Source organism: Aeromonas sp. HMWF016 (assembly GCF_963878195.1).
Taxonomy (GTDB): domain Bacteria; phylum Pseudomonadota; class Gammaproteobacteria; order Enterobacterales; family Aeromonadaceae; genus Aeromonas; species Aeromonas lacus.
This window is the reverse complement of the sequence record NZ_CAWNWX010000122.1, coordinates 91,857-114,702: the sequence shown is the minus strand read 5'-3', so window position 1 is coordinate 114,702 and position 22,846 is coordinate 91,857. Positions and strand designations below refer to the sequence as shown.

Below are 22,846 nucleotides of genomic sequence, written 5' to 3'. Positions count from 1 at the left end.
AAAAAGCAACCAATAAAAAGCCGGTCACGAGGACCGGCTTTCATAAAACAGACCTGGCTCACATCAGGCTGGGGAAGACACCCTTGATACCCGCCACCATGATCTCGATACCGAGCGACATCATGATAAGACCCATAATACGGGTCACCACGTTGATACCGGTATTGCCCATGATTTTGAAGAGCAGCGGCGCGGCGCGGAAAATTAGCCAGGAGCAGAAGGAGAAGACAACGACAACAACCGACATGCCGAGCAGCTGCTGCCAGTGGCTCTGGCTGGCATAGACGATGACCGAGGAGATGGCGCCCGGGCCTGCCATCAATGGCAGTGCCAGCGGTACCACGGCGATCGATTCACGCACCGCCAGTTCGCCCTTCTCCTGTTTGTTGTGCTTCACCTCACCCAGCTTGCCCTGCAGCATCGACCAGGCGATCAAGGTAATCAGCGAACCACCGGCAATACGGAACGATGCCAGCGAGATGCCGAAACCATCCAGGATCAGCTGCCCCATATACATGGAGACCAGCAGGATGATCATCACCGCAATATTGGCGGTGGTGTTGGTCTTCATCCGCTCAGCCTGGGTGTAGTGACTGGTCAGGCTGACAAAAACTGGCAGCAGACCCAGGGGGTTGATGATTGCGAACAAACCGACAAAAAACTTCAGGTACAAAGAGACGTCAATTGCTGCCATAGGCGCCTTCCTAACGTGTGCAGGGCCCATCGGGCCAGTCCATTAATTTCGCGCGTAAATTTACATCATCCCCAGGGCGGGCACCAATCAAATAATCTCACCATTTACAGGGTTTTTTAGTTAGTTTCGCTAATGCATGGCCTCAACGTGGCATAAACCGGTGCTAATCAGCACAAAAGGGCTCAATTGCCACCCAACACTTGTCTATGTGCCCATATCCTGGCTTATCGCCTTTGCTGCGATGGCAAAGATGGCATTGAACGGCTAACTGCCACGCCCCAAAGATCGCTGTCACAGCCATCAATTGGATTAGTCATGGATTAAAACAACATGCAATTTCGTAACAAATGGGGTTTTAGGACAGGTTGAATGGTGACTTTGTAACCACAACATTCATATTTTATAACCTGAAGAGCCTGTTCCACTTCCAGCAAACTGGCTAAAGCTTATTTAACCATTTGATACAAAGCGATTATTACCGTCTATTTACAATCCTCTTTGCTTCCTTCAGGATGCACATTCCGATAACATCCATCAAACATGGATCATGAAATAAAATTTCTTTTGTTCTTTTGTTACACATGATCCAGATCAAGTTTTTCTGAGTCAGCCCCGCTCTATAATCGACTCAGAAAGCAATTTAGTAAGGCATGTGAAAAAGCTGTTGCAACGATACCGCCTTGACAGGGCGACTATAATTGCCGGGCATTGCCAACGTCTTACTAAACAGTTTTCAAATAATCAGGAGATAAACATGGCAGTAACCAATTTGGCTGAACTGGATGCACTGGTCGCCCGCGTTAAGGAAGCCCAGCGTGAATTCGCCAGCTTCTCTCAAGAGCAGGTAGACAAGATCTTCCGTGCCGCCGCCCTGGCCGCCAACAACGCCCGTATCCCCCTGGCCCAGATGGCCGTGGAAGAATCCGGTATGGGTATCATCGAAGACAAGGTTATCAAGAACCACTTCGCCTCCGAATACATCTACAACAAGTACAAAGACGAGAAGACCTGCGGCATTCTGAGCGAAGATGATCAGATGGGTACCATCACCATCGCCGAGCCGGTAGGTATCATCTGTGGTATCGTTCCGACCACCAACCCGACCTCCACTGCGATCTTCAAATCCATGATCGCGCTCAAGACCCGCAACGCCATCATCTTCTCCCCGCACCCCCGCGCCAAGAACTCCACCAATACCGCTGCCAAGCTGGTACTGGATGCCGCTGTTGCCGCTGGTGCGCCGAAAGACATCATCGGCTGGATCGACCAACCGTCTGTTGAGCTCTCCAACGCTCTGATGAAGCACGAAGACATCAACCTGATCCTGGCCACCGGTGGCCCGGGCATGGTGAAAGCAGCCTACTCCTCCGGTAAGCCTGCTATTGGTGTGGGTGCCGGTAACGTACCTATCGTTATCGACGAAACCGCCGACGTGAAGCGTGCCGTTGCCTCCATCCTGATGTCCAAGACTTTCGATAACGGCGTGGTCTGTGCTTCCGAGCAGGCAGTCATCGTTGTTGATGCCATCTACGACCAGGTTAAAGAGCGCTTTGCATCCCACAAGGGCCATGTGCTCTCCAAAGAAGATGCTGACAAGGTACGTAAAGTCATCCTGATCAACGGTGCCCTGAACGCCAACATCGTTGGCCAGCCAGCCACCAAGATTGCCGAGATGGCAGGCGTGACTGTACCGGCTGATACCAAGATCCTGATTGGTGAAGGCGTCAAGCTGTGTGCAGAGGATGAGTTTGCTCACGAGAAATTGTCCCCGCTGCTCGGTATGTTCCGTGCAAGCAGCTTCGAAAACGCCGTTGATATGGCCTGTGACATGGTCAACATCGGTGGTATCGGCCACACCTCAGGTCTGTACACCGACCAGGACCGCAACGCTGACCGCATCAAGTACTTCGGCGACAAGATGAAGACAGCGCGTATCCTGATCAACACTCCGTCTACCCAAGGCGGTATCGGTGACCTGTACAACTTCGCAATGGCACCGTCCCTGACCCTGGGTTGCGGCTCCTGGAGCGGTAACTCCATCTCCGAAAACGTGGGTCCGAAGCACCTGATCAACAAGAAGACAGTCGCAAAACGGGCAGAAAACATGCTGTGGCACAAACTTCCGAAATCCATCTACTTCCGTCGTGGTTCCCTGCCGATCGCTCTGAGCGACCTGGAAGGTAAAAAGCGTGCCATGGTCGTAACTGACCGCTTCCTGTTCAACAACGGCTACGCCGATGAACTGGTCAGCCTGCTGAAAGCACAGAATATGGAAGTGGAAGTGTTCTACGAAGTAGAAGCTGACCCGACCCTGGCTGTGGTTCGCAAGGGTGCCGAGATGGCCAACTCCTTCAAACCGGACGTTATCCTGGCGCTGGGCGGTGGTTCACCGATGGATGCAGCCAAGATCATGTGGGTGATGTACGAGCACCCGAACACTGCGTTCGAAGATCTGGCCATGCGCTTCATGGATATCCGCAAGCGTATCTACAAGTTCCCGAAAATGGGCGTGAAGGCCGAACTGGTCTGTATCACCACCACTTCCGGTACCGGCTCTGAAGTCACTCCGTTTGCAGTAGTAACCGATGAAGTGTCTGGTCAGAAGTATCCGCTGGCTGACTACGAGCTGACCCCGAACATGGCCATCGTTGATGCCAACCTGGTCATGGGCATGCCGAAGTCCCTGTGTGCCTTCGGTGGTATCGATGCCGTGACTCACGCCATGGAAGCCTATGTTTCCGTACTGGCTAACGAGTACTCCGACGGCCAGGCGCTGCAAGCCCTGAAAATGCTGAAAGAGTACCTGCCGTCCAGCTACCAGAACGGTGCCAACGACCCGGTTGCTCGTGAGAAGGTGCACAATGCTGCCACCATCGCCGGTATCGCGTTCGCCAACGCCTTCCTGGGTGTGTGCCACTCCATGGCTCACAAACTGGGTGCCGAGTTCCACATTCCGCACGGTCTGGCTAACGCCCTGCTGATCAGCAACGTCATCCGCTACAACGCGAACGACAACCCGACCAAGCAGACTGCGTTCTCCCAGTACGACCGCCCGCAGGCTCGTCGTCGTTACGCCGAAGTCGCTGACCACCTGGGTCTGACTGCTGCCGGTGACCGCACCGCAGCCAAGATCGAGAAGCTGCTGACCTGGCTGGACGAGCTGAAGGCTACCTTGGGTATCCCGGCCTCTATCCGCGAAGCTGGCGTGACTGAAGCTGACTTCCTGGCCAAGGTTGACCAGCTGGCTATCGAAGCTTTCGATGACCAGTGCACCGGCGCCAACCCGCGCTACCCGCTGATCAGCGAGCTGAAGCAGGTTCTGCTTGACTCCTACTACGGTCGTCCGTTCACCGAAGCCGCTCCGGTAACTGCTGCCCCGGTTGAAGCCAAGGTTGAAGGCAAGAAGAAATCCAAGGCCTGATAACCAGTCCTGAGATAACAAGCCCGCGCACTGCGCGGGCTTTTTTATCTGCTACTAATCACAGCCATCATCTCCCTGACGATTGCGCAAGTGCAGCCCCTAACTTCCCAACCAACCCGCCCCAGCCAATCCGTTATCGACATCCCAACCTGTGACTCTGTATTGATGGGCCACCTGTGATAACAAGAGCACACTCCATCACCTCCTCTCCCCTACCCGCAACTCAACTCAACTCAACGCAGCACAACGCAGCACAACGCAACGCAACGCAACGCAACGCAATTACCCTGACGGGCAGATGGAGCAGTCAACGCCATCTCAAGAGCTAAAGGTGTGATAAACAGGATAAGCGGAGCCTCGCTAACGCAACGCAGCAGAACTGCCGACTGGCGTACGTACAGGGCCAACCGACTGGCATGAATAGAGCAATGATAATGCGCAGAGAAAGCGGGAAAGACTGTCAGTGAAGAGAGTTGCAGCACCAGTTGCGCAACCGACACATCAGCAGTTGCCACGATGCAAAGATAAAAAAATGGCAGCCATCAGGCTGCCATCGGGAGAGCACAATTCAGCGATCAGAGGGTCGCAGCGACTTCATCGGAGATGGAGCCGTTGTGGTAAACCTCTTGCACGTCGTCCAGATCTTCCAGCATGTCGATCAGACGCATCAGCTTGGGTGCAGTTTCTGCATCCAGCTCAGCTTCGGTGGAGGGGATCATGGTCACTTCGGCGCTCTGGGCCTTGAAGCCGGCAGCTTCAAGACCATCCAGCACGGTACCGAAGTCGTTCGGGGTGGTGTACACCTCAATGGTGCCATCCTCTTCGGTGACCACGTCATCGGCGCCCGCTTCCAGCGCGGCATCCATCAAGGCATCTTCGTCTACGCCCACGAAAGTCAGCAGACCTTTCTTGCTGAACAGATAGGCAACGGAGCCGTCGGTGCCCAGGTTGCCACCGCACTTGCTGAAGGCGTGACGCACTTCGGCTACGGTACGGTTACGATTGTCGGTCAGGCACTCTACCATCACCGCAGAGCCAGCCGGGCCGTAACCTTCGTACACGATGGTCTCGAGCTGTTCGCCATCGCCACCACCGGCGCCACGCTGAATGGCACGGTTGATGGTGTCGCGGGTCATGTTGTTGGTCAGGGCGGCAGTCACCGCAGCACGCAGACGCGGGTTGTTGGCCGGATCGGCATCACCCAGACGCGCGGAGGTAGTGATTTCGCGGATCAGTTTGGTGAAGATCTTGCCACGCTTGGCGTCCTGAGCGGCCTTGCGGTGTTTGATGTTGGCCCATTTACTGTGACCTGCCATAGAGACTCTCCGTTATTTTTTAAATGTCAGTAACACTGATCATGACTAACTCAAGGGAAACACAGAGGCCGCACGGCGGCGGCCTCCGGTGCCGGTATCGGCTTACTCGTCGCCCTTGACGGTGGTTGCAATCGCCAGCTCACCCAGTTGGGCGGCGTTGGCAAGGCTGGGGGCGTCTGTCATCAGACAGGCGGCCGCGGTCGTTTTCGGGAAGGCGATGACGTCCCGAATGTTTTCGGTGCCGGTCAGCAGCATGCTGAGACGGTCCAGACCGAAGGCCAGACCGGCGTGCGGCGGGGTGCCGTACTTCAGGGCATCCAGCAGGAAGCCGAACTTCAGGCGCTGCTCGGCCGGGGTGATACCCAGGATATCGAACACGGTGGATTGCATCTCGCTGTTGTGGATACGGACAGAGCCGCCACCCACTTCGTAGCCGTTGATCACCATGTCGTAGGCGTTGGCGTAAGCACCCACAGGGTTGGCTTTCAGCTCGGCCGGGCTCATGTTGCTCGGCGCGGTGAACGGGTGGTGCATGGCGGCCAGACCACCTTCACCATCTTCCTCGAACATCGGGAAGTCGATAACCCACAGCGGTTTCCAGCTGTTCTCCAGCAGGCCCAGATCGCGACCCACTTTCAGACGCAGGGCGCCCATGGCATCGCAGACCACTTTCTTGCTGTCAGCGCCAAAGAAGATGATGTCGCCGTCGGCTGCGCCGGTACGGGCCAGGATCTCGCGCACGATGGCGTCAGAGAGGAACTTGGCAACCGGAGACTGCACGCCTTCGATACCGTTGGCCGCTTCGTTGACCTTCATCCAGGCCAGGCCCTTGGCACCGTAGATACCGACAAACTTGGTGTATTCGTCGATCTGCTTGCGAGAGAGCTCGGCACCGCCCGGGACTTTCAGGGCAGCCACACGACCTTTCGGATCGTTGGCGGGGCCAGCGAACACGGCGAACTCGACAGCAGTCAGCAGATCTGCCACATCGACCAGCTCCATTGGCAGACGCAGGTCCGGCTTGTCGGAGCCGTAGCGACGCATGGCTTCGTCGAAGGTCATGATCGGGAAGTCGCCCAGATCCACGTTCAGGATGTGCAGCCACAGTTTGCGGATCATCTCTTCCATCACTTCACGCACCTGCGGCGCGGTCATGAAGGAGGTCTCCACGTCGATCTGGGTGAATTCCGGCTGGCGGTCGGCACGCAGGTCTTCGTCACGGAAGCACTTGACGATCTGGTAGTAGCGATCGAAGCCGGACATCATCAGCAACTGCTTGAACAGCTGGGGTGATTGCGGCAGGGCGTAGAACTTGCCCTTGTGCACGCGGCTCGGCACCAGATAGTCACGGGCACCTTCCGGGGTGGCCTTGGTCAGCATCGGGGTCTCGATATCGAGGAAGCCGTGCTCGTCCATGAAGCGGCGTACGAAGGCGCTGGCCTTGGCACGGGTCTTCAGGTACTTGGCCATCTCGGGACGACGCAGATCCAGGTAGCGATACTTGAGGCTGATCTCTTCGCTGTTGACCTGATTGAAGTCCAGCGGCAGCGGCTCGGCACGGTTGATGATGTTGAGTTCGTGAGCGAACACTTCGATGGCGCCAGTGGCCATGTCGCTGTTGCGCTGGGACTCGGGACGGGTGCGCACCACGCCGGTCACCTGGATGCAGAACTCGCCGCGCAGCTCGGAGGCCAGGGCGAACGCCTCCGGCTTGTCCGGATCGAAGAACACCTGAACGATCCCTTCCCGGTCGCGCATATCGATAAAGATCAGACCGCCGAGATCACGACGACGATGAACCCAACCGCACAATGTAATGGTCTGCCCTGCATGGGCCTCATTGACCTGTCCGCAATAGATAGAGCGCATGGACTTCTTCCTTCGAAATTGTAGAGAGACGGTTAACCTTGGGCCGCCGGGCACGACTGGCAAGCACCGTCTGTCTCACAGCTGGCCAGATTCTTTTTCTTACCCGGTTTGAAATCAGTCTCGTACCATCCGGTTCCCTTGAGCCGGAAGCCTGCCGCCGATATCAGCTTGACCAGATTCGGCTTGCTACAGGCCGGACAGTCGGTCAGGGGGGCATCGGAAAGCTTTTGCAGTTTTGCCAATTCATGGCCACAGACGTCGCAACGATATTCGTAGATAGGCATGGGTCACAAGAAATTGAAAAACAAAAGGGCTGGCATTATAGAGGAAAACCCCCTTTTGGGTAAAATGGCCAGCAGCCTCCTTTCACCAGTTTTTTGCTCTTGATGGCAAAAAGTGGCAAAAAAAGGGGCCCGAATTCACCAAGAGCAGAGAGAGACGTCGCCATGAGCCTCTATTTGGGCCTGCCGCAGTGGTCCCACCCCGCCTGGCCCGGCCAGCTACTGGGTCTGGGCGCCAAGCCCGCCGAGCACCTCGCCCACTACGCGACCGTCTTCAACTCGGTGGAGGGCAATACCACCTTCTACGCCCTGCCGACCCCCGATACGGTGCAACGCTGGGCCGATGCGGTGCCTGATCGCTTTCGCTTCAACTTCAAGTTTCCGCAAACCATCAGTCACCAGAGCGATCTGGTGAGCGCAGACAAACAGGTAGCCGACTTTATCCGCCTGCTCGCCCCGCTGCACGACAAGCTGGGACTGCTCACCCTGCAACTGCCTGCCCGCTTCGGCCCGGAGGGGCTGCCCCGGCTTGCGGCCTTTATCGAACGACTGCCGCGGGCGTTTCGCTACGCCCTCGAGGTGCGCCACCCCGACTTCTTCGCCAAGGGGGAGGCTGAACGGGCATTGAACCGGCTGCTGATGGAACAAGGGGTCAACCGGGTGATGCTCGACAGTCGCCCGCTCTTCTCGGTACCAGCCACTACCGCAGCCCTTGTCGATGCCCAGGGTAAAAAGCCGCGTCTGCCGGTACATCTGCTGGCGACCGCCAACGCCCCCATGGTGCGCCTGATTGGCTTGCCGGATCCGGCGGCCAACCACCCCTTTTTACCGAGCTGGATACCCCATTGGCGCCAATGGCTGGCCGAAGGGAAGGATCTTTACCTCTACATCCACACCGCCGACAACGCCCAAGCCCCCGAACTGGCCCGTCAGGTAAGTCGTCTGCTGGGGCAAGAGATGGCCCCCTGGCCGGGGGAAAACGATCGCGCGCGGCAGGGAGTGCTGCCCTTTTAACCAGTGGCACAAGCAACCCTCGCAGAGCCCCGAAAACGCGGTAAAAAAAGGGCGATTTTTGTGGTTTGGCGGGGCCCGGCGTCAAGACAAATGGCCGTCAATCCTCTACACTAGCGCCCCATGCAAGGAGCCCTGTCACCGTTACTGTTAATCAGTGGTAACAAATGACTCGGCTCCGGATAAGGGTCCGGAGATGACCCCTACGAACAGGACCGGTCACCAGGAGCTCATGACCGGCCACCCCGTTCGTAAACAGGTGATGAGCCACCCCCAGATGGGTGCCACCCAACGATTCAATTGAACAAAGCAGTCGGCCGAGATGCCGGCTGTCAGGTTGCGCCAGCATGCATACCAAAGATCAGATTTTTGCCGCCCCCATCGCCCGTTTGGGTGATTTCTGCTTTGACGAACAGGTCGTCGATGTCTTTCCCGACATGATCCAGCGCTCGGTGCCGGGTTACAGCAACATTATCTCTGCCATCGGCATGATGGCCGCCCGCTACGCCCAACCCGAGAGTCGACTCTATGACCTCGGCTGTTCGCTGGGTGCCGCCACTCAGGCGATGCGCCGCCATATCAGCCAGCCCGGTTGCCGCATCACGGCGGTGGATCTCTCCCACCCCATGATTGAGCGCGCCCGTGCCCACCTCTCCGGTTTCAAATCCGAGGTGCCGGTGGAGCTGGTGGAAGCGGATATCTGCGACATCGAGATTGAGAACGCCTCCGTGGTGGTGCTCAACTTCACCCTGCAGTTTGTCGAGCCCGAGAAGCGGGCTGCCCTGATCCAGCGCATTCACGACGGTCTGCGCCCGGGCGGAATCCTGATCCTGAGCGAGAAGTTCCGCTTCGAGGATGAGCCGGTCAACGAGCTGCTCATCGACCTGCACCTCGACTTCAAGCGCGCCAACGGTTATAGCGAGCTGGAGATCAGCCAGAAGCGCACCGCCCTCGAGAACGTGATGCGCACCGACAGCTTGCCGGTGCATCAGGCGCGCCTGCGGGACGCCGGTTTCGTCCATCAGGATCTCTGGTTCCAGTGCTTCAACTTCGGCTCCATGATTGCCATCAAATCCAGCGACGCCCAGCCATGATCGACTTTGCCAACTTCTATCAACTGATCGCCAAGAACCGGCTGAGCCACTGGCTGCATACCCTGCCCGCACAGCTGCACGCCTGGCAACATGACAACCAGCACGGCGATCTGCCGCGCTGGAACCGCGCCCTCAACAAGCTGCCGGCAGTCGCCCCCGACCACGTCGAGCTGAAAAGCCGGGTCGAGATTGGCTCGGCCGACAGCCTTGGCGAAGGGGAGCGCAAGAAGGTCGAGAGCCTGCTGCGCCACTTCATGCCCTGGCGCAAGGGGCCGTTCACCGTGCACGGCATCCATATCGACACCGAGTGGCGCTCCGACTGGAAGTGGGATCGGGTCTTGCCCCATATCAGCCCGCTCGAAGGCCGCTATGTGCTGGATGTGGGCTGCGGCAGCGGCTATCACCTCTGGCGCATGGTGGGTGAAGGGGCCAGGCTCGCGGTCGGCATCGATCCGAGCCCGCTGTTCCTCTGCCAGTTCGAGGCGATTCGCCACTTCGCCGGCAACGACCAGCGTGCCCACCTGCTGCCGCTCGGAATTCAGGAGCTGCCTGAGCTGCGGGCGTTTGACACCGTCTTCTCCATGGGGGTGCTCTATCACCGCAAATCCCCCATCGAGCACATCGAGCAGCTGCGCAACCAGCTCAAGGATGATGGCGAGCTGGTGCTGGAGACGCTGGTGATTGACGGCGGTGTCAATGATGTGCTGATGCCCACCGACCGCTACGGCAAGATGCGCAACGTCTGGTTTATTCCATCCAGCGCCGCCCTCAAGCTATGGGTCGAGCGCTGTGGCTTCACCGATGTGCGAATTGTCGATGAAAATATGACCAGCACGGACGAACAGCGTCGTACCGACTGGATGATTAATGAATCCCTGAGTGATTATCTGGACCCGGACAATCCGGCACTCACGGTAGAAGGACATCCGGCACCGAAACGTGCCGTACTGATTGCCAGAAAGGCCAAAGACTAGCCGATGGCGGCTGTGGAAGTTACACTGACCCAATTCCAGGAAGCACAGTTAAATGAATGACATGAAAAGCAAATTAAAAGGAATGACCCTGCTCTCCCTGCTCAGTCTCGGCGGGTGTGTCAATATGGAAAAAGCGCCCCAGGTTCCTGCACTGACACTGGCCGAGTTGCGTAGCGAGCTGAGCCAGAGCGAGCAGCGCCTGCAAACATCCATGGAGCAGCAACAGAAGCAGTATGTGCAGCAACAGCACCTGCTGGTTCAGCTCAATACAGATGTCACCAATATGAAAGAGTCCGTCAAACAAGTAGATCACAAGATCGCCGCCCTCCCCTCCGAGCCGCCCAAGCCGATGGCTGTACCAGCCGAGAAGTGTCCGGTGCCCAATCAGGGTCACACTATCGATGGCAAGCTGATGGTGGGTGAAGCGGAGTGGATCTGGGTGGATGCCGCCAATGACGCCTTCCAGGCCCGGGTCGATACCGGTGCGACCACCTCCTCCATCAGCGCCCAAGAGATCACCATTTTCGAGCGCAACGGCAAAAACTGGGTTCGCTTCCTGCTGAGCCATCAGGACGCCGACGACAAGATCCAGATCGAAGCGCCGCTGGTACGCCACGTGCGGGTGCGTCAGGCCTCTGCCGACGATCTCGACCGCCGTCCCGTGGTACGTCTGACCGTGCGCATCGGCGACATGACCGAGAAGGCCGAATTTACCCTGAAAGATCGTAGCGACATGGCCTTCCCCGTGCTGCTGGGTCGTGAATTCCTGAAAGATATCGCCGTGGTCGATGTGGCCCGCGAATATATCCAACCCAAACCCAAGCTCAAGGATGTGAAATAATCCATGGTTTCCCGTAAGCCGTTCTATTTGCTGGTAGCCCTGCTGTACATTGTCGGCCTGGGGATGACGATCTATCACCACATTGCGTTGGACGTTCCGCTCACGCCCGGTGAAAAGCGCCAGATCTGGTCTATCGAAGCCAAGCTGGAGTTTGAAGCCACCGGTGAGCCGGTGATCGCCTCCCTGGCCATTCCGGGTACCCAGCCCGGCTTTACCCTGATGAACGAAAACGCCGCCAGCCCCGGCTACGGCCTCTCCTTCGTCGAGAAGGATGGCGATGCGCGCGCCGAGTGGTCGATCCGCACCGCCTCCGGCCGTCAGGAGCTCTACTACCGCGTCGACATGATGGCGGATGCCCACGCCAAGCCTGCTGCCAACCCGCAGCCGCCCGCCATCGAGAAGCAGATCGAGAGCGAGCCCTACGCCACCGCCATGAAGCAGATCCTGGAGCGCGCCCAGGAGCGCTCTGCTGACGGCTACACCCTGACTCGCGAGATCATCAAGGAGATCGAGAAGCAGGAGCAGAACGCCGAGCTGCTGAAAAAGCACAAGAGCCGCGCCAACCTGATCGCCGAGCTGCTCAACAATGCTGACGTACCGGCCCGCGTCGTCCACGCCCTGAGCCTGGAAGATGGTCGCCGTCGTCAGGAGCTGGTCGATTACCTGCAGGTGTTCAACAGCCCGACCGACTACAAGCTGTTCAACCCGCAGACCGGCGAACAGGGCCGCCCTGGCAACCTGCTGCTGTGGGAGTACAACTCCGGCTCGTTGCTGGACGTGACTGGCGGCCACAACTCCAAGGTAAGCTTCTCGATGATCGAGCAGGAGCAACCGGTGAGCGTGGCGCTGGCCCAGAAGTTTGAAAAATCGGAGATGATGAACTTCTCCATCCACAGCCTGCCGCTGGAAGAGCAGACCCTGTTCAAGGGCTTGCTGTTGATCCCCATCGGCGTGCTGATGGTGGTGTTCCTGCGGGTTATCGTCGGGATCAAGACCTCAGGTACCTTTATGCCGGTGCTGATCGCGGTGGCCTTTATCCAGACCCAGCTGATCACCGGTCTGGTAGGCTTCCTGCTTATCGTCGGTACGGGTCTGGTGATCCGCTCCTACCTGTCGCGGCTCAACCTGCTGCTGGTCGCGCGGATATCGGCCATCATCATCATGGTTATCTCGTTGATCGGGGTCTTCTCGGCGTTCGCCTTCAAGCTGGGGCTGACCGACGGCATGAAGATCACCTTCTTCCCGATGATCATCCTCTCCTGGACCATCGAACGGATGTCCATCCTGTGGGAAGAAGAGGGCCCGAAAGAGGTATTCCGCCAGGGTGGCGGCTCCCTGCTGGTGGCTGTCATCGCCTATCTGGCCATGGATAACGAGCTCATTCGTCACCTCACCTTCAACTTCCTCGGCCTGCAGCTGGTGCTGATGGCGACCGTGCTGTTGATGGGTAACTACACCGGCTACAAGCTGAGCGAACTCAAGCGCTTCAAGCCGCTGGTGGACGAGATGAAATCTGGTGCCACCCCGGGTAAGGACAAGTAACAGATGTGGTTCTGGGAAAAGTACACCACCCCGTGGAGCCTGTCGCAGGCAGGCATCCTCGGCATGAACAAGCGCAACCACTCCTACATCAGTCGCTACAATCCGCGCAGCCTCTATCCGCTGGTGGATGACAAGCTGCAGACCAAGCGTATCGCGCTGGATGCGGGCGTAACGGTGCCGGAACTGATCGGCACCATCCGCGCCCAGCACGATGTGGGTCGCATCACCGAGCTGGTCAAGGATTGGCCGGGCTTCTGCATCAAGCCGGCGCGCGGCTCCGGCGGCAAGGGGATCCTGGTGATCCTGCGTCAGGAAGATGGCCTCTTCTACAAACCCAACGGCAGTGCCAGCAACGGTCAGGATCTGGAGCGCCATGTCTCCAACATTCTGGCGGGGCTCTATTCGCTGGGCGGCAAGCCCGACGTGGCGCTGGTCGAAGGCCTCATCAACTTCGATGACGTGTTCGATGGCTACTCGTTTGAAGGGGTGCCCGATGCCCGGGTGATCATCTTCAAGGGCTTCCCGGTGATGGCGATGATGCGCCTCTCCACCTCCGCCTCCGATGGCAAGGCAAACCTGCACCAGGGTGCTGTGGGCGTGGGCCTCTGCCTGCGTACCGGCCGCGCCCTGCGGGCGGTGCAGTTTGGCAATCCGCTGCGCCACCATCCGGATACCGGCCTCGACCTTTATGAGCTCAAGGTGCCCCACTGGGATACCCTGCTGACGCTGGCCGCCTCCTGCTACGAGATGTCGGGTCTGGGCTATATCGGTACCGACATGGTACTCGACAAGTTCCGCGGCCCCATGCTGCTGGAGCTCAACGCACGCCCGGGTCTGGCCATTCAAATCGCCAACGGCCGTGGTCTGGTGCCCAACCTCAAGACCATCGAGAAGCTGGGTCAGGTGAAGATGAACGTGGAGCAGCGGGTCAACTTCGCCAAGGAGCACTTCGGCGTCTTTGACGAATAGCCGCTGATGCCCGCAAAAAAGCGCGCCCATGGCGCGCTTTTTTTATCCTTCGCATTTCTCTGCGGGCAAGCCACTGCTCACCGCCCAACTCTCGCAGCCATGCCGCTTGCACATTACCTCTACCCATCCTTTTGCTGATATGGGCCAACACGGCGCTTCACTATCGCCTATCCCGGCGACTCTTCTGTACCCTCTTGGGCTCATATTGTTGCAAATAAAGATGGGCAATCTTGAACGGGGTTGCACCAGTGAGACAATCTCAGCGCCAGATAGTGGCCCGACGCGCCATAGCATGCTGGCAAACTGCGCCCGATCTCTTGCCCGACCCAATCATCCCGGGCTCCTGCCATGGGCAATGAGCAAGACCCGCTTGACCTTGCGCTATGAACATCGGAGCAATGAATTGCAGATATAAAAAAACCGGTGCCTTGGCACCGGTTTTTCAAGCTGAGAGCGGACCCGATTACAGGGAGTCAGCGTTCTCGGACAGGTACTTGGCAACGCCGTCCGGAGAGGCTTGCATACCTTTTTTGCCTTTTTCCCACTGAGCCGGGCACACTTCGCCGTGCTCTTCGTGGAACTGCAGGGCGTCGACCATGCGCAGCATTTCGTCGATGTTGCGGCCCAGCGGCAGATCGTTGACAACCTGGTGACGAACAACACCGTTCTTGTCGATCAGAAAGGAGCCACGGAAAGCAACACCGGCTTCCGGATGCTCAACGTCGTAGGCTTTGCAGATTTCGTGCTTGACGTCGGCGATCAGCGGGTACTTGACCTGACCGATACCACCATCTTCCACTTTGGTGTTGCGCCATGCGTTGTGGGAGAACTGGGAATCGATGGAAACACCGATCACTTCCACGCCACGCTTCTGGAACTCTTCATAGCGGTGGTCGAAGGCAATCAGCTCGGACGGGCAAACGAAGGTGAAATCGAGCGGATAGAAGAAGACAACGGCAGCTTTGCCTTTGATGTGGGATGACAGGGTGAAAGTATCAACAATCTCACCATTACCCAGAACAGCTGCAGCGGTAAAATCGGGTGCGGGACGGCCTACCAATACCATATTCAATTCCTCTTTATGTGAAGTGAACAATCCAGTCAGGATTGGGCTACCTAGAGCCAAGTCCGTCTAATTCAAGCGACAAACTATATACCCGGTGGTAGATTAGTAAATCAAATTAAATAGATAGCATTAATCGGGTTTTTCTATGCAACGTTGGCCCAGCCTCAAACAGCTGCAATATCTGGTTGCTCTCGACGAGCACAAAAACTTCAATCGCGCCGCCAAGGCCTGTCATGTCAGTCAATCGACCCTGAGTACCGGGATCCAGACGCTGGAGGACATGATGAACCTGCAACTGGTGGAGCGTGACCACAAGAGCTTCATTATGACCCCGGTCGGCATGGAAATCGTCGAGCGAGCTCGCAATTTGCTCTCCGATGCGCGGGATCTGATGGAACTTGGCCTCAATCAGGGTGGGGTGATGCAGGGAACGGTGCGTCTGGGCTGCATCCCCACCATTGCCCCCTTCCTCCTGAGCAAGCTGCTCAAAGAGTGCAGCAAGGCCTATCCTGACCTCGAATTGTTGCTGCGGGAAGACACCACCAGCAATCTGCTCAAGCAACTTGAGCAGGGTCAGCTCGACCTGCTGATCCTCGCCCTGCCCATCGAGATTGGCGGTTTTCACTGCAAGACGGTCGGTCAGGATCCGTTCCACATGGTGATGCCTGCCAGCATGGCGGCCGGCCTGCACACCCCGTTCGACTACAAGGAGCTGCCCAACCAGAGCATCTTCCTGCTGGAGCGGGAGCACTGCCTCACCGAGCATGCGGTGAGCGCCTGCCGGCTGCGGGACAAGAGCAAGATCAACCCGTTCGCCGCCACCAGCCTGCACACCCTGGTGCAGATGGTGGAAGCCGGTCTTGGCACCACCTTCCTGCCACAAATGGCCATCGACGCCGGTATTCTCGATAACTCCGATCTGGTGGCCATCCCGCTGCCCGGCGAACACCCCTACCGCGAGATCGGGCTGGTGTGGCGCCCCAGCACCACCCGGGTGCAGACCTTCTACAAGCTGGCCGAGCTGCTCAAGCCGCTGATCAGCCCGCCTCCTGACCTGTGACGCCAGACGCCAGACGCCAGCCACCGTGCTGGCGTTTTTTTGCAACAAAGCGACTATTTTTGTCACATCTAGCTAGGTATCTGACCAATACCTTGTTTATGATGGAAAAGTTGTCGTGCCGAACGTGTCCTGTCGCACCTGTTTTGCCACGTTTGTTCTGGAGAATGTGCCCCGATGTACCGTCCGTTGCTGCTCATCCTGCTGACCCTGCTGCTGGCCGCCTGTTCCAGCACGCCTGAGCCACCGCCGGCCCCGCGCCAGAGCAGCGCCTTCGACGGCTTCTATCAGCAGTGGCGAGGGGTGCCCTACCGGATGGGCGGCACCAGCCGCGCCGGGCTCGACTGCTCTGCCTTCACCCAGCTCGCCTACAACCAGGTGCTGGGGGTCAACCTGCCAAGAACCACCGAATCCCAGGCCAATATCGGCCAACCCGTCGATCGCTACCGGCTGCAGCATGGCGATCTGGTCTTCTTCAAGACCGGCTGGCAGCAGTATCACGTGGGTGTCTACACCGGTGCCGGGGAGTTTATCCACGCCTCCACCAGCAAGGGGGTGATCCGCTCGCGGCTCGACAATGTCTACTGGAACAGCCGCTACTGGCAGGCACGCCGCCTCACTCAGTAATTTTCCAGCCATACAGCCCGCAACAGACAAGAGAGGGGCGCAAGCTTTCTGGCCCCCTCTGTCGCTATCAGGCTCAATTTTCGCCCGATTTATAACCCAATTGACCCCAAAATCTGATCTTCACATCTTTTTGTGATAAGCTGGTGGCCAATTTTTGACACCTTCGCTCTTTTCTCGACCGCTATCTGTCTGAATTGACACTTATAACGGCGAAAAACAGGGAGATCCGCAGACAAGGCGCAAGGTGCCTGCGACCGTGCCCGTTCAGGGTGTGGAGCCGTCGCAGCCGCAGTATCAATCGTCAAATTGATAAGGAGATCGTGCAATGAAACAGTACCAAAGCTGGCTTGGACAATATCTGATGAGCCGCCGCGATGGCGACCACGCCATGGCATCCGAGCTTGCCAGCTCCATCTGCGAGTTCTGGCAGCAGCAGGGGGATGAAAACGAGCTGGACAAGTGGCAGCAGATTTACCAACACCATCTGGAAAGAACCACCTGATCCTTCGACTATTCGCCTTGCAGCACCACGCTGCAAGGCGCTTGTTTATCCCCTCCCCCAATAACCCCTATTTTGTTTTTCCAGCAACCGGCCCCATCAGGCCGATGCGGTCTCTTGCGCCATTTGCTGCGCCCACTCGATAAACGCCTGGATCTTGGGACACTGGCGATTGGGCAGGGTCGCAATGTAGTAACGCTGCTCGCACTTCACCTCACGACCCGAAAACGGGGTCACCAGCTCGTTGCGCGCCAACCGCTTGCTCACCAGATTCTTGCGTCCCATGGCGACGCCACCGTGGTTCATGGCGGCGATGATGGCGAGATCGGAGCGATCAAAACCCATATTGAGCCGGCATTCAGCGAGGCTCACTCCGTGGTGGCGTGCCCAGCTCTCCCACTCATCGCCATCGGAGTCATACCCCCAGGCCTGCCGATCGTGTAGCAGCCGACAGTGCTGCAAGTTGCCGGGATGCTCCAGCAGATTGTGTTGCATGGCATATTCGGGGCTGCAAACCGGCACTATGTACTCATCCATCAGATGGTGGATGGCGAGCCGCTCCGGCACCTTCTCGTCGAAGTAGAGGGTCAGATCGATGCCATAACCGTGCAGATTGATGTTCTCGTTGCCGGTCACAATGTTCAGCTCTATCTGGGGATGCAGCCTTGAGAAGTCGGCCAGTCTGGGTACCAGCCAGCACTGGGCGATGGAGGGGCGCGAGTAGATGGTGAGGGTGCCCGAGAGCTCCTGATTCCTGATCTCCAGGATCTCCTGATTGATGAACTCCAGCGATGACTTGAGCGCCCAGAACACCCGCTGCCCTTCCGCGGTCAACACCACCTTGCGATGGAAACGCTCAAAGAGCTGAAAGCCCAGCTCCTCTTCCAGCGCGCTGATCCGGTGGCTGACGGCACTCGGGCTTAGCGACAGTTCATCGGCTGCCATGGCAAAAGAGCCGTGGCGCGCTGCCGCCTCGAAGGTGTGCAGCTTGGCCAGCTGGTAGCCATTCAGCAGCTTGTTGCGCGATATGTAGTGATCCGCGATATACATGCAAACTCCTCTCACCGGTTCACGTACATCATACCGCGCAGCCCCCCTTTCCAGATGCAATGAAAAGACCCAATAAACATCATTTGCAGAAAATGTGACCAATAAGGCTATTTTGCATCACCTCAGCTCACCCAAGTGGTCGATTTCATCATTTGTCAGCCCCGCCTCATTTTCATTCAATAGCGCATAAACAATCACACACAATAGATGTCGAGGCGCAGTATGAGTTCAGAGGTATGGGTCATCGCTACCTTGCTAAGTAGCATCGTTCTTATCGTGGTCACCATAGTGAAGGGCAAGATCCACCCCTTTCTTGCCCTGCTGCTGGCCAGCTTCTATGTGGGCACCCTGATGGGGATGGAGCCCCTCAAGATGGTCAGCGCCATGGAAGAGGGGATTGGTGGCACGCTCGGCTTTCTCGCCGCAGTCATCGGCCTTGGCACCATACTCGGCAAGATGATGGAGGTGTCGGGCGCGGCGGAGCGCATCGGCCTCGCCCTGCAGAGATGCCGCTGGCTCTCGCCGGATGTCATCATGGTACTGGTTGGTCTGGTATGTGGCATCACCCTGTTTGTCGAAGTCGGCGTGGTGCTGTTGATTCCGCTGGCCTTCTCCATCGCCCGCAAGACCAACACCTCGCTGCTCAAGCTGGCCATTCCGCTCTGCACCGCCCTGATGGCCGTGCACTGCATCGTACCGCCCCACCCTGCAGCCCTCTATGTCACCAATCAGCTGGGCGCCGATGTGGGTTCCGTCATCGTCTATGGTCTGGCGGTCGGCCTCTTTGCCTCCCTTATCGGCGGCCCCTTGTTCCTCAAACTGCTGGGTAACCGGCTCCCGTTCAAGGGGGTACCCGATGCCTTTGCCGACATCAAGGCGCGCGATGAGGCCACTCTCCCGACCTTGAGCGCCTCGCTCTTTACCGTGCTGCTGCCCATCCTGCTGATGCTGGCCAAGACGGTCGCCGAGCTCAATATGGATCACGCAAGCCACCTCTATGTTGTGCTGGAGTTTATCGGCAACCCTATCACTGCCATGTTTATCGCCGCCTTCACCGCCTACTACATACTGGGGATCCGCCAGCAGATGAAGATGGAAGAGTTGCTTAGCAAGACCGAGGAGTGCTTCTCCTCCATCGCCAATATCCTGCTCATCATCGGTGCGGGTGGCGCCTTCAACGGCGTACTCAAGGCGAGCGGGCTGGGCGATAGCCTGGCCACCATCCTCTCCCAGCTGGATATGCATCCCATCCTGTTGGCTTGGCTGGTTGCCATCGTACTGCACGCCGCCGTGGGCTCGGCTACCGTCGCCATGATGGGCGCCACCGCCATTGTCTCCCCCATCATGGTGCACTACCCGAACATCAGCCCGGAGATCATGACCCTGGCCATCGGCTCCGGTGCCATCGGCTGCACCATGGTGACTGACTCTCTGTTCTGGCTGGTCAAACAGTATTGCGGCGCCACCCTGAACGAAACGCTCAAGTACTACACCACCGCCACCTTTGTCGCCTCCCTGATGGCGCTGGCCGGTACCTTCCTGCTCTCCTTTATCGTGTAACAAGACCGAGAACACTATGAAAAACATCGATGTACAACAGCTCACAGCGCAATTTCCACTGGTGCAATCCCTGATCGCGCTTGAGCCAGTCACCTGGTTCAACCCCAGCACCACCACTCTGGCTGCCGGTCTGCCCTATGTGGGGCTCGATAACAGCAATGTGGCGGATGCTTCCGCCCGCCTGACCCGCTTTGCTCCCTACATGTGCGAAGCCTTCCCCGAAACCCGCGCCAGCAACGGCATTCTTGAGTCCGACATAGCAGCTATTCCGGCGATGCAGCGCACCCTCAATGAGCGTTACGGTGTCGAAGTCACCGGCAAGCTGCTGCTGAAAAAAGATAGCCACCTGCCAATCTCCGGCTCCATCAAGGCCCGTGGCGGCATCTACGAGGTGCTGGCCCATGCCGAGCAGCTGGCCATCAAAGCCGGTCTGCTCTGCGAAGAGGATGACTACCGCAAGCTCTTTAGCGACGAGTTCCGCCAGTTCTTCAGCCAGTACAGCATCGCGGTAGGCTCCACCGGCAACCTTGGTATGTCCATCGGCATCATGAGCGCCAAGCTGGGCTTTACCGTCACCGTCCACATGTCGGCCGATGCGCGGGAGTGGAAGAAACGCAAATTGCGCGAACATGGCGCCATCGTAGTCGAATACGCAGAAGATTACGGGGTTGCTGTGGAACAGGGGCGCAAAGAGGCTGAACGCGACCCCAACTGTTTCTTTATCGATGACGAGAACTCCCGCACCCTGTTCCTCGGCTACTCGGTGGCGGGCGAGCGGGTGAAAAAGCAGTTCGACCAGATGGGCATCAAGGTGGATGCCGACCACCCGCTGTTCGTCTACCTGCCCTGCGGCGTCGGCGGCGGCCCGGGTGGGGTGGCCTTTGGTCTCAAGCTCGCGTTCGGTGACCATGTTCACTGCCTGTTTGCCGAACCGACCCACTCCCCCTGCATGCTGCTGGGGGTCCACACCGGGCTGCACGACGCCATTGCGGTGCAGGATCTGGGCATCGACAACCTCACCGCGGCCGACGGCCTCGCGGTGGGGCGCGCCTCGGGTTTCGTCGGCCGCGCCATGGAGCGGCTGCTGGCGGGCTTCTACACCCTGAGCGATCAGGAGATGTATGACCTGCTGGGACTGCTGGCGCGCGATGAGCAGATCAAACTGGAACCCTCGGCGCTGGCCGGTATGGCTGGCCCTTGGCGCGTAGCGGCCGATCCGGCATGGCAAACTGCACAGGGACTGGACGCGGCAACCATGGCCCGCGCCACCCATCTGGTGTGGGCCACCGGCGGCGGCATGGTACCGGCCGAGGAGATGGCCAAGTATCTGGCTGCGGCCAACATCTGATCCTCTCCACTCATTCGAGATAAAAAAACCGGCGCTCATGGCGCCGGTTTTGTCTTTTCTGGCAAGCAGAAGACATTACATCTGGTCGATCATGTCCTGAGCAAACTGGGAACAGGAGCGCAGAGTCGCCCCTTCCATCAGACGCTCGAAGTCATAGGTGACGGTCTTGTTGCGGATCGCCGCTTCCATCCCCTTGATGATGAGATCAGCCGCTTCGACCCAGCCCATGTGACGCAGCATCATCTCGGCGGAGAGGATCAGGGAGCCCGGGTTGACCTTGTCCTGACCGGCATATTTCGGCGCAGTACCGTGGGTCGCTTCGAACAGAGCCACACCGTCACCAATGTTGGCACCCGGTGCGATACCGATACCGCCAACCTGCGCGGCCAGCGCATCGGAGATGTAGTCACCGTTGAGGTTCATACAGGCGATGACATCGTACTCGGCCGGACGCAGCAGGATCTGCTGCAGGAAGGCATCAGCGATGACATCCTTGATGACGATGGTCTTGCCGGTTTTCGGGTTCTTGAAGGAGCACCATGGGCCGCCGTCGATCAGCTGGGCACCGTACTCGCTTTGGGCCAGAGCATAACCCCAATCCTTGAAGGCACCTTCGGTGAACTTCATGATGTTGCCCTTGTGCACCAGAGTCACGGAGTCGCGATCGTTGTCGATGGCATACTCGATGGCGGCACGCACCAGACGCTCGGTACCGGCCTTGGACATCGGCTTGATGCCGATCCCGCAGGACTCGGGGAAGCGAATTTTCTTCACGCCCATCTCGTTTTGCAGGAAGGCGATCACCTTGTTCGCTTCGGCGCTGTCGGCCTTCCACTCGATACCGGCGTAGATGTCTTCGGCGTTTTCGCGGAAGATCACCATGTCGGTCAGATCAGGACGTTTCACCGGGCTCGGGGTGCCATCGTAGTAACGCACCGGGCGCAGGCAGATATAGAGATCCAGCTCCTGACGCAGGGCCACGTTGAGAGAGCGGATACCGCCACCGACCGGAGTAGTCAGCGGGCCCTTGATGGCCACGCAGTATTCGCGAATGAAATCCAGGGTTTCGGCCGGCAGCCAGGCACCTTCGCCATAGACATGAGTCGACTTCTCGCCGGTGTAGATCTCCATCCAGGCGATCTTGCGTTCGCCCTTGTAAGCTTTCTCGACCGCAGCATTCACCACATTCAACATGGCCGGGGTTACGTCCACGCCGATGCCATCCCCTTCGATAAACGGAATGATCGGATGGTTGGGAACCTGCAGCTTGCCGCTGGCATCGACTGTGATTTTCTGGCCCTGGGTCGGGATAACTACTTTGCTTTCCATCGGCATCTCCTAACTTCCGTTTGTTATCAACTTGTTTGTTGCGCGCGGCCATCTTAGCCCATTCATTTTCATAATAAAATGGCGAGCTCGCATGTCAGACCAAAGAGGTAGAGCCCCGTTGGCAGTGGCGATTGCATCCCGGCAACGACCCTGTTTCGCCTCCCAAATTATCACGCCAACTCATGACTCAGGCTCTGGGGCTGGCTCAGGGAGCGGTACTGGGTCGGGGTCAATCCCGTCTTCTGCTTGAACACCCGGCAGAAGTAGTTCACGTCGCTGTAACCGCAACGGCTCGCCA

20 protein-coding genes are annotated in these 22,846 nt (G+C 58.1%); 12 read left to right on the top strand and 8 right to left on the bottom strand.

Annotated features, from left to right (window positions below; translation table 11 throughout):
- Positions 1 to 58: 58 nt before the first annotated feature.
- Positions 59 to 694 (bottom strand): YchE family NAAT transporter, encoded by a 636-nt coding sequence (locus tag AACS24_RS21215; RefSeq protein WP_033114327.1) that lies wholly within the window; start codon positions 692 to 694, stop codon positions 59 to 61.
- Between the two features lie 754 nt (positions 695 to 1,448).
- On the opposite strand from AACS24_RS21215, the gene adhE reads away from it, so the two are divergent.
- Complete coding sequence (gene adhE / locus AACS24_RS21210; protein WP_005337680.1) at positions 1,449 to 4,115, top strand: bifunctional acetaldehyde-CoA/alcohol dehydrogenase; 2,667 nt, start codon at positions 1,449 to 1,451, stop codon at positions 4,113 to 4,115.
- 575 nt (positions 4,116 to 4,690) lie between these two features.
- On the opposite strand, the gene AACS24_RS21205 is transcribed toward adhE, so the two are convergent.
- The 3 genes from AACS24_RS21205 to AACS24_RS21195 form a co-directional block, all read right to left on the bottom strand.
- Positions 4,691 to 5,431 carry a YebC/PmpR family DNA-binding transcriptional regulator gene (locus tag AACS24_RS21205; protein WP_005337681.1) on the bottom strand — a complete coding sequence of 247 codons (741 nt, stop codon included), beginning with the start codon at positions 5,429 to 5,431 and terminating at the stop codon, positions 4,691 to 4,693.
- A 102-nt stretch (positions 5,432 to 5,533) separates the two neighbouring features.
- On the bottom strand, positions 5,534 to 7,300 hold the full coding sequence (gene aspS, locus AACS24_RS21200; RefSeq protein WP_005361614.1) for an aspartate--tRNA ligase: 1,767 nt from the start codon (positions 7,298 to 7,300) through the stop codon (positions 5,534 to 5,536).
- Positions 7,301 to 7,332: 32 nt separating this feature from the next.
- Entirely contained in the window at positions 7,333 to 7,584 is a 252-nt protein-coding gene (locus tag AACS24_RS21195) for an FmdB family zinc ribbon protein (RefSeq protein ID WP_005337686.1), read from the bottom strand.
- Positions 7,585 to 7,746: 162 nt separating this feature from the next.
- On the opposite strand from AACS24_RS21195, the gene AACS24_RS21190 reads away from it, so the two are divergent.
- From AACS24_RS21190 to AACS24_RS21165, 6 genes are all read left to right on the top strand, one after another.
- Positions 7,747 to 8,595 carry a DUF72 domain-containing protein gene (locus tag AACS24_RS21190; RefSeq protein ID WP_108571915.1) on the top strand — a complete coding sequence of 283 codons (849 nt, stop codon included), beginning with the start codon at positions 7,747 to 7,749 and terminating at the stop codon, positions 8,593 to 8,595.
- A 344-nt stretch (positions 8,596 to 8,939) separates the two neighbouring features.
- Positions 8,940 to 9,686 (top strand): carboxy-S-adenosyl-L-methionine synthase CmoA, encoded by a 747-nt coding sequence (gene cmoA / locus AACS24_RS21185; RefSeq protein ID WP_033114322.1) that lies wholly within the window; start codon positions 8,940 to 8,942, stop codon positions 9,684 to 9,686.
- Positions 9,683 to 10,660 (top strand): tRNA 5-methoxyuridine(34)/uridine 5-oxyacetic acid(34) synthase CmoB, encoded by a 978-nt coding sequence (gene cmoB / locus AACS24_RS21180; protein WP_181364258.1) that lies wholly within the window; start codon positions 9,683 to 9,685, stop codon positions 10,658 to 10,660. Before cmoA ends, cmoB begins: the two co-directional genes overlap by 4 nt.
- A 52-nt stretch (positions 10,661 to 10,712) precedes the next feature.
- Entirely contained in the window at positions 10,713 to 11,501 is a 789-nt protein-coding gene (locus AACS24_RS21175; RefSeq protein WP_033114320.1) for an ATP-dependent zinc protease family protein, read from the top strand.
- 3 nt (positions 11,502 to 11,504) lie between these two features.
- Complete coding sequence (locus tag AACS24_RS21170) at positions 11,505 to 13,043, top strand: inactive transglutaminase family protein (protein ID WP_033114319.1); 1,539 nt, start codon at positions 11,505 to 11,507, stop codon at positions 13,041 to 13,043.
- A 3-nt stretch (positions 13,044 to 13,046) separates the two neighbouring features.
- On the top strand, positions 13,047 to 14,012 hold the full coding sequence (locus AACS24_RS21165; protein ID WP_033114318.1) for an alpha-L-glutamate ligase-like protein: 966 nt from the start codon (positions 13,047 to 13,049) through the stop codon (positions 14,010 to 14,012).
- Positions 14,013 to 14,475: 463 nt separating this feature from the next.
- Here the strand turns inward: AACS24_RS21165 and AACS24_RS21160 are convergent, their stop codons facing one another.
- On the bottom strand, positions 14,476 to 15,078 hold the full coding sequence (locus AACS24_RS21160; protein ID WP_033114317.1) for a peroxiredoxin C: 603 nt from the start codon (positions 15,076 to 15,078) through the stop codon (positions 14,476 to 14,478).
- Positions 15,079 to 15,223: 145 nt separating this feature from the next.
- On the opposite strand from AACS24_RS21160, the gene AACS24_RS21155 reads away from it, so the two are divergent.
- The 3 genes from AACS24_RS21155 (at position 15,224) to AACS24_RS21145 (ending at position 17,264) form a co-directional block, all read left to right on the top strand.
- A complete protein-coding gene (locus AACS24_RS21155; RefSeq protein WP_108571913.1) occupies positions 15,224 to 16,138 on the top strand; it encodes a hydrogen peroxide-inducible genes activator in 915 nt (304 codons plus the stop codon).
- A 174-nt stretch (positions 16,139 to 16,312) separates the two neighbouring features.
- Positions 16,313 to 16,762, top strand: a complete 450-nt coding sequence (locus tag AACS24_RS21150) for a C40 family peptidase (RefSeq protein ID WP_041208586.1) — start codon at positions 16,313 to 16,315, stop codon at positions 16,760 to 16,762.
- Positions 16,763 to 17,087: 325 nt separating this feature from the next.
- Positions 17,088 to 17,264: a hypothetical protein gene (locus AACS24_RS21145; RefSeq protein WP_108571912.1), complete on the top strand. Its 177-nt coding sequence runs from the start codon at positions 17,088 to 17,090 to the stop codon at positions 17,262 to 17,264.
- Positions 17,265 to 17,360: 96 nt separating this feature from the next.
- Here the strand turns inward: AACS24_RS21145 and dsdC are convergent, their stop codons facing one another.
- Positions 17,361 to 18,311 (bottom strand): DNA-binding transcriptional regulator DsdC, encoded by a 951-nt coding sequence (dsdC, locus tag AACS24_RS21140; RefSeq protein ID WP_108571911.1) that lies wholly within the window; start codon positions 18,309 to 18,311, stop codon positions 17,361 to 17,363.
- Positions 18,312 to 18,533: 222 nt separating this feature from the next.
- On the opposite strand from dsdC, the gene dsdX reads away from it, so the two are divergent.
- Together dsdX and AACS24_RS21130 are read left to right on the top strand one after the other, a co-directional pair.
- A complete protein-coding gene (gene dsdX / locus AACS24_RS21135) occupies positions 18,534 to 19,871 on the top strand; it encodes a D-serine transporter DsdX (RefSeq protein ID WP_108571910.1) in 1,338 nt (445 codons plus the stop codon).
- 16 nt (positions 19,872 to 19,887) lie between these two features.
- A complete protein-coding gene (locus AACS24_RS21130) occupies positions 19,888 to 21,219 on the top strand; it encodes a D-serine ammonia-lyase (RefSeq protein WP_108571909.1) in 1,332 nt (443 codons plus the stop codon).
- Positions 21,220 to 21,294: 75 nt separating this feature from the next.
- On the opposite strand, the gene icd is transcribed toward AACS24_RS21130, so the two are convergent.
- Both icd and AACS24_RS22050 read right to left on the bottom strand, forming a co-directional pair.
- Positions 21,295 to 22,548: an NADP-dependent isocitrate dehydrogenase gene (gene icd / locus AACS24_RS21125; protein ID WP_108571908.1), complete on the bottom strand. Its 1,254-nt coding sequence runs from the start codon at positions 22,546 to 22,548 to the stop codon at positions 21,295 to 21,297.
- Between the two features lie 170 nt (positions 22,549 to 22,718).
- Positions 22,719 to 22,846 (bottom strand): helix-turn-helix domain-containing protein (locus AACS24_RS22050; RefSeq protein ID WP_258223021.1); only part of this gene is annotated, 128 nt, incomplete at its 5' end.

What these genes read in the sequence shown, in the direction of transcription:
- AACS24_RS21215 (WP_033114327.1), bottom strand. Translation starts at nt 694, where the DNA reads ATGGCAGCAATTGACGTCTCTTTGTACCTGAAGTTTTTTGTCGGTTTG.
- adhE (WP_005337680.1), top strand. Translation starts at nt 1,449, where the DNA reads ATGGCAGTAACCAATTTGGCTGAACTGGATGCACTGGTCGCCCGCGTT.
- AACS24_RS21205 (WP_005337681.1), bottom strand. Translation starts at nt 5,431, where the DNA reads ATGGCAGGTCACAGTAAATGGGCCAACATCAAACACCGCAAGGCCGCT.
- aspS (WP_005361614.1), bottom strand. Translation starts at nt 7,300, where the DNA reads ATGCGCTCTATCTATTGCGGACAGGTCAATGAGGCCCATGCAGGGCAG.
- AACS24_RS21195 (WP_005337686.1), bottom strand. Translation starts at nt 7,584, where the DNA reads ATGCCTATCTACGAATATCGTTGCGACGTCTGTGGCCATGAATTGGCA.
- AACS24_RS21190 (WP_108571915.1), top strand. Translation starts at nt 7,747, where the DNA reads ATGAGCCTCTATTTGGGCCTGCCGCAGTGGTCCCACCCCGCCTGGCCC.
- cmoA (WP_033114322.1), top strand. Translation starts at nt 8,940, where the DNA reads ATGCATACCAAAGATCAGATTTTTGCCGCCCCCATCGCCCGTTTGGGT.
- cmoB (WP_181364258.1), top strand. Translation starts at nt 9,683, where the DNA reads ATGATCGACTTTGCCAACTTCTATCAACTGATCGCCAAGAACCGGCTG.
- AACS24_RS21175 (WP_033114320.1), top strand. Translation starts at nt 10,713, where the DNA reads ATGAATGACATGAAAAGCAAATTAAAAGGAATGACCCTGCTCTCCCTG.
- AACS24_RS21170 (WP_033114319.1), top strand. Translation starts at nt 11,505, where the DNA reads ATGGTTTCCCGTAAGCCGTTCTATTTGCTGGTAGCCCTGCTGTACATT.
- AACS24_RS21165 (WP_033114318.1), top strand. Translation starts at nt 13,047, where the DNA reads ATGTGGTTCTGGGAAAAGTACACCACCCCGTGGAGCCTGTCGCAGGCA.
- AACS24_RS21160 (WP_033114317.1), bottom strand. Translation starts at nt 15,078, where the DNA reads ATGGTATTGGTAGGCCGTCCCGCACCCGATTTTACCGCTGCAGCTGTT.
- AACS24_RS21155 (WP_108571913.1), top strand. Translation starts at nt 15,224, where the DNA reads ATGCAACGTTGGCCCAGCCTCAAACAGCTGCAATATCTGGTTGCTCTC.
- AACS24_RS21150 (WP_041208586.1), top strand. Translation starts at nt 16,313, where the DNA reads ATGTACCGTCCGTTGCTGCTCATCCTGCTGACCCTGCTGCTGGCCGCC.
- AACS24_RS21145 (WP_108571912.1), top strand. Translation starts at nt 17,088, where the DNA reads ATGAAACAGTACCAAAGCTGGCTTGGACAATATCTGATGAGCCGCCGC.
- dsdC (WP_108571911.1), bottom strand. Translation starts at nt 18,311, where the DNA reads ATGTATATCGCGGATCACTACATATCGCGCAACAAGCTGCTGAATGGC.
- dsdX (WP_108571910.1), top strand. Translation starts at nt 18,534, where the DNA reads ATGAGTTCAGAGGTATGGGTCATCGCTACCTTGCTAAGTAGCATCGTT.
- AACS24_RS21130 (WP_108571909.1), top strand. Translation starts at nt 19,888, where the DNA reads ATGAAAAACATCGATGTACAACAGCTCACAGCGCAATTTCCACTGGTG.
- icd (WP_108571908.1), bottom strand. Translation starts at nt 22,548, where the DNA reads ATGGAAAGCAAAGTAGTTATCCCGACCCAGGGCCAGAAAATCACAGTC.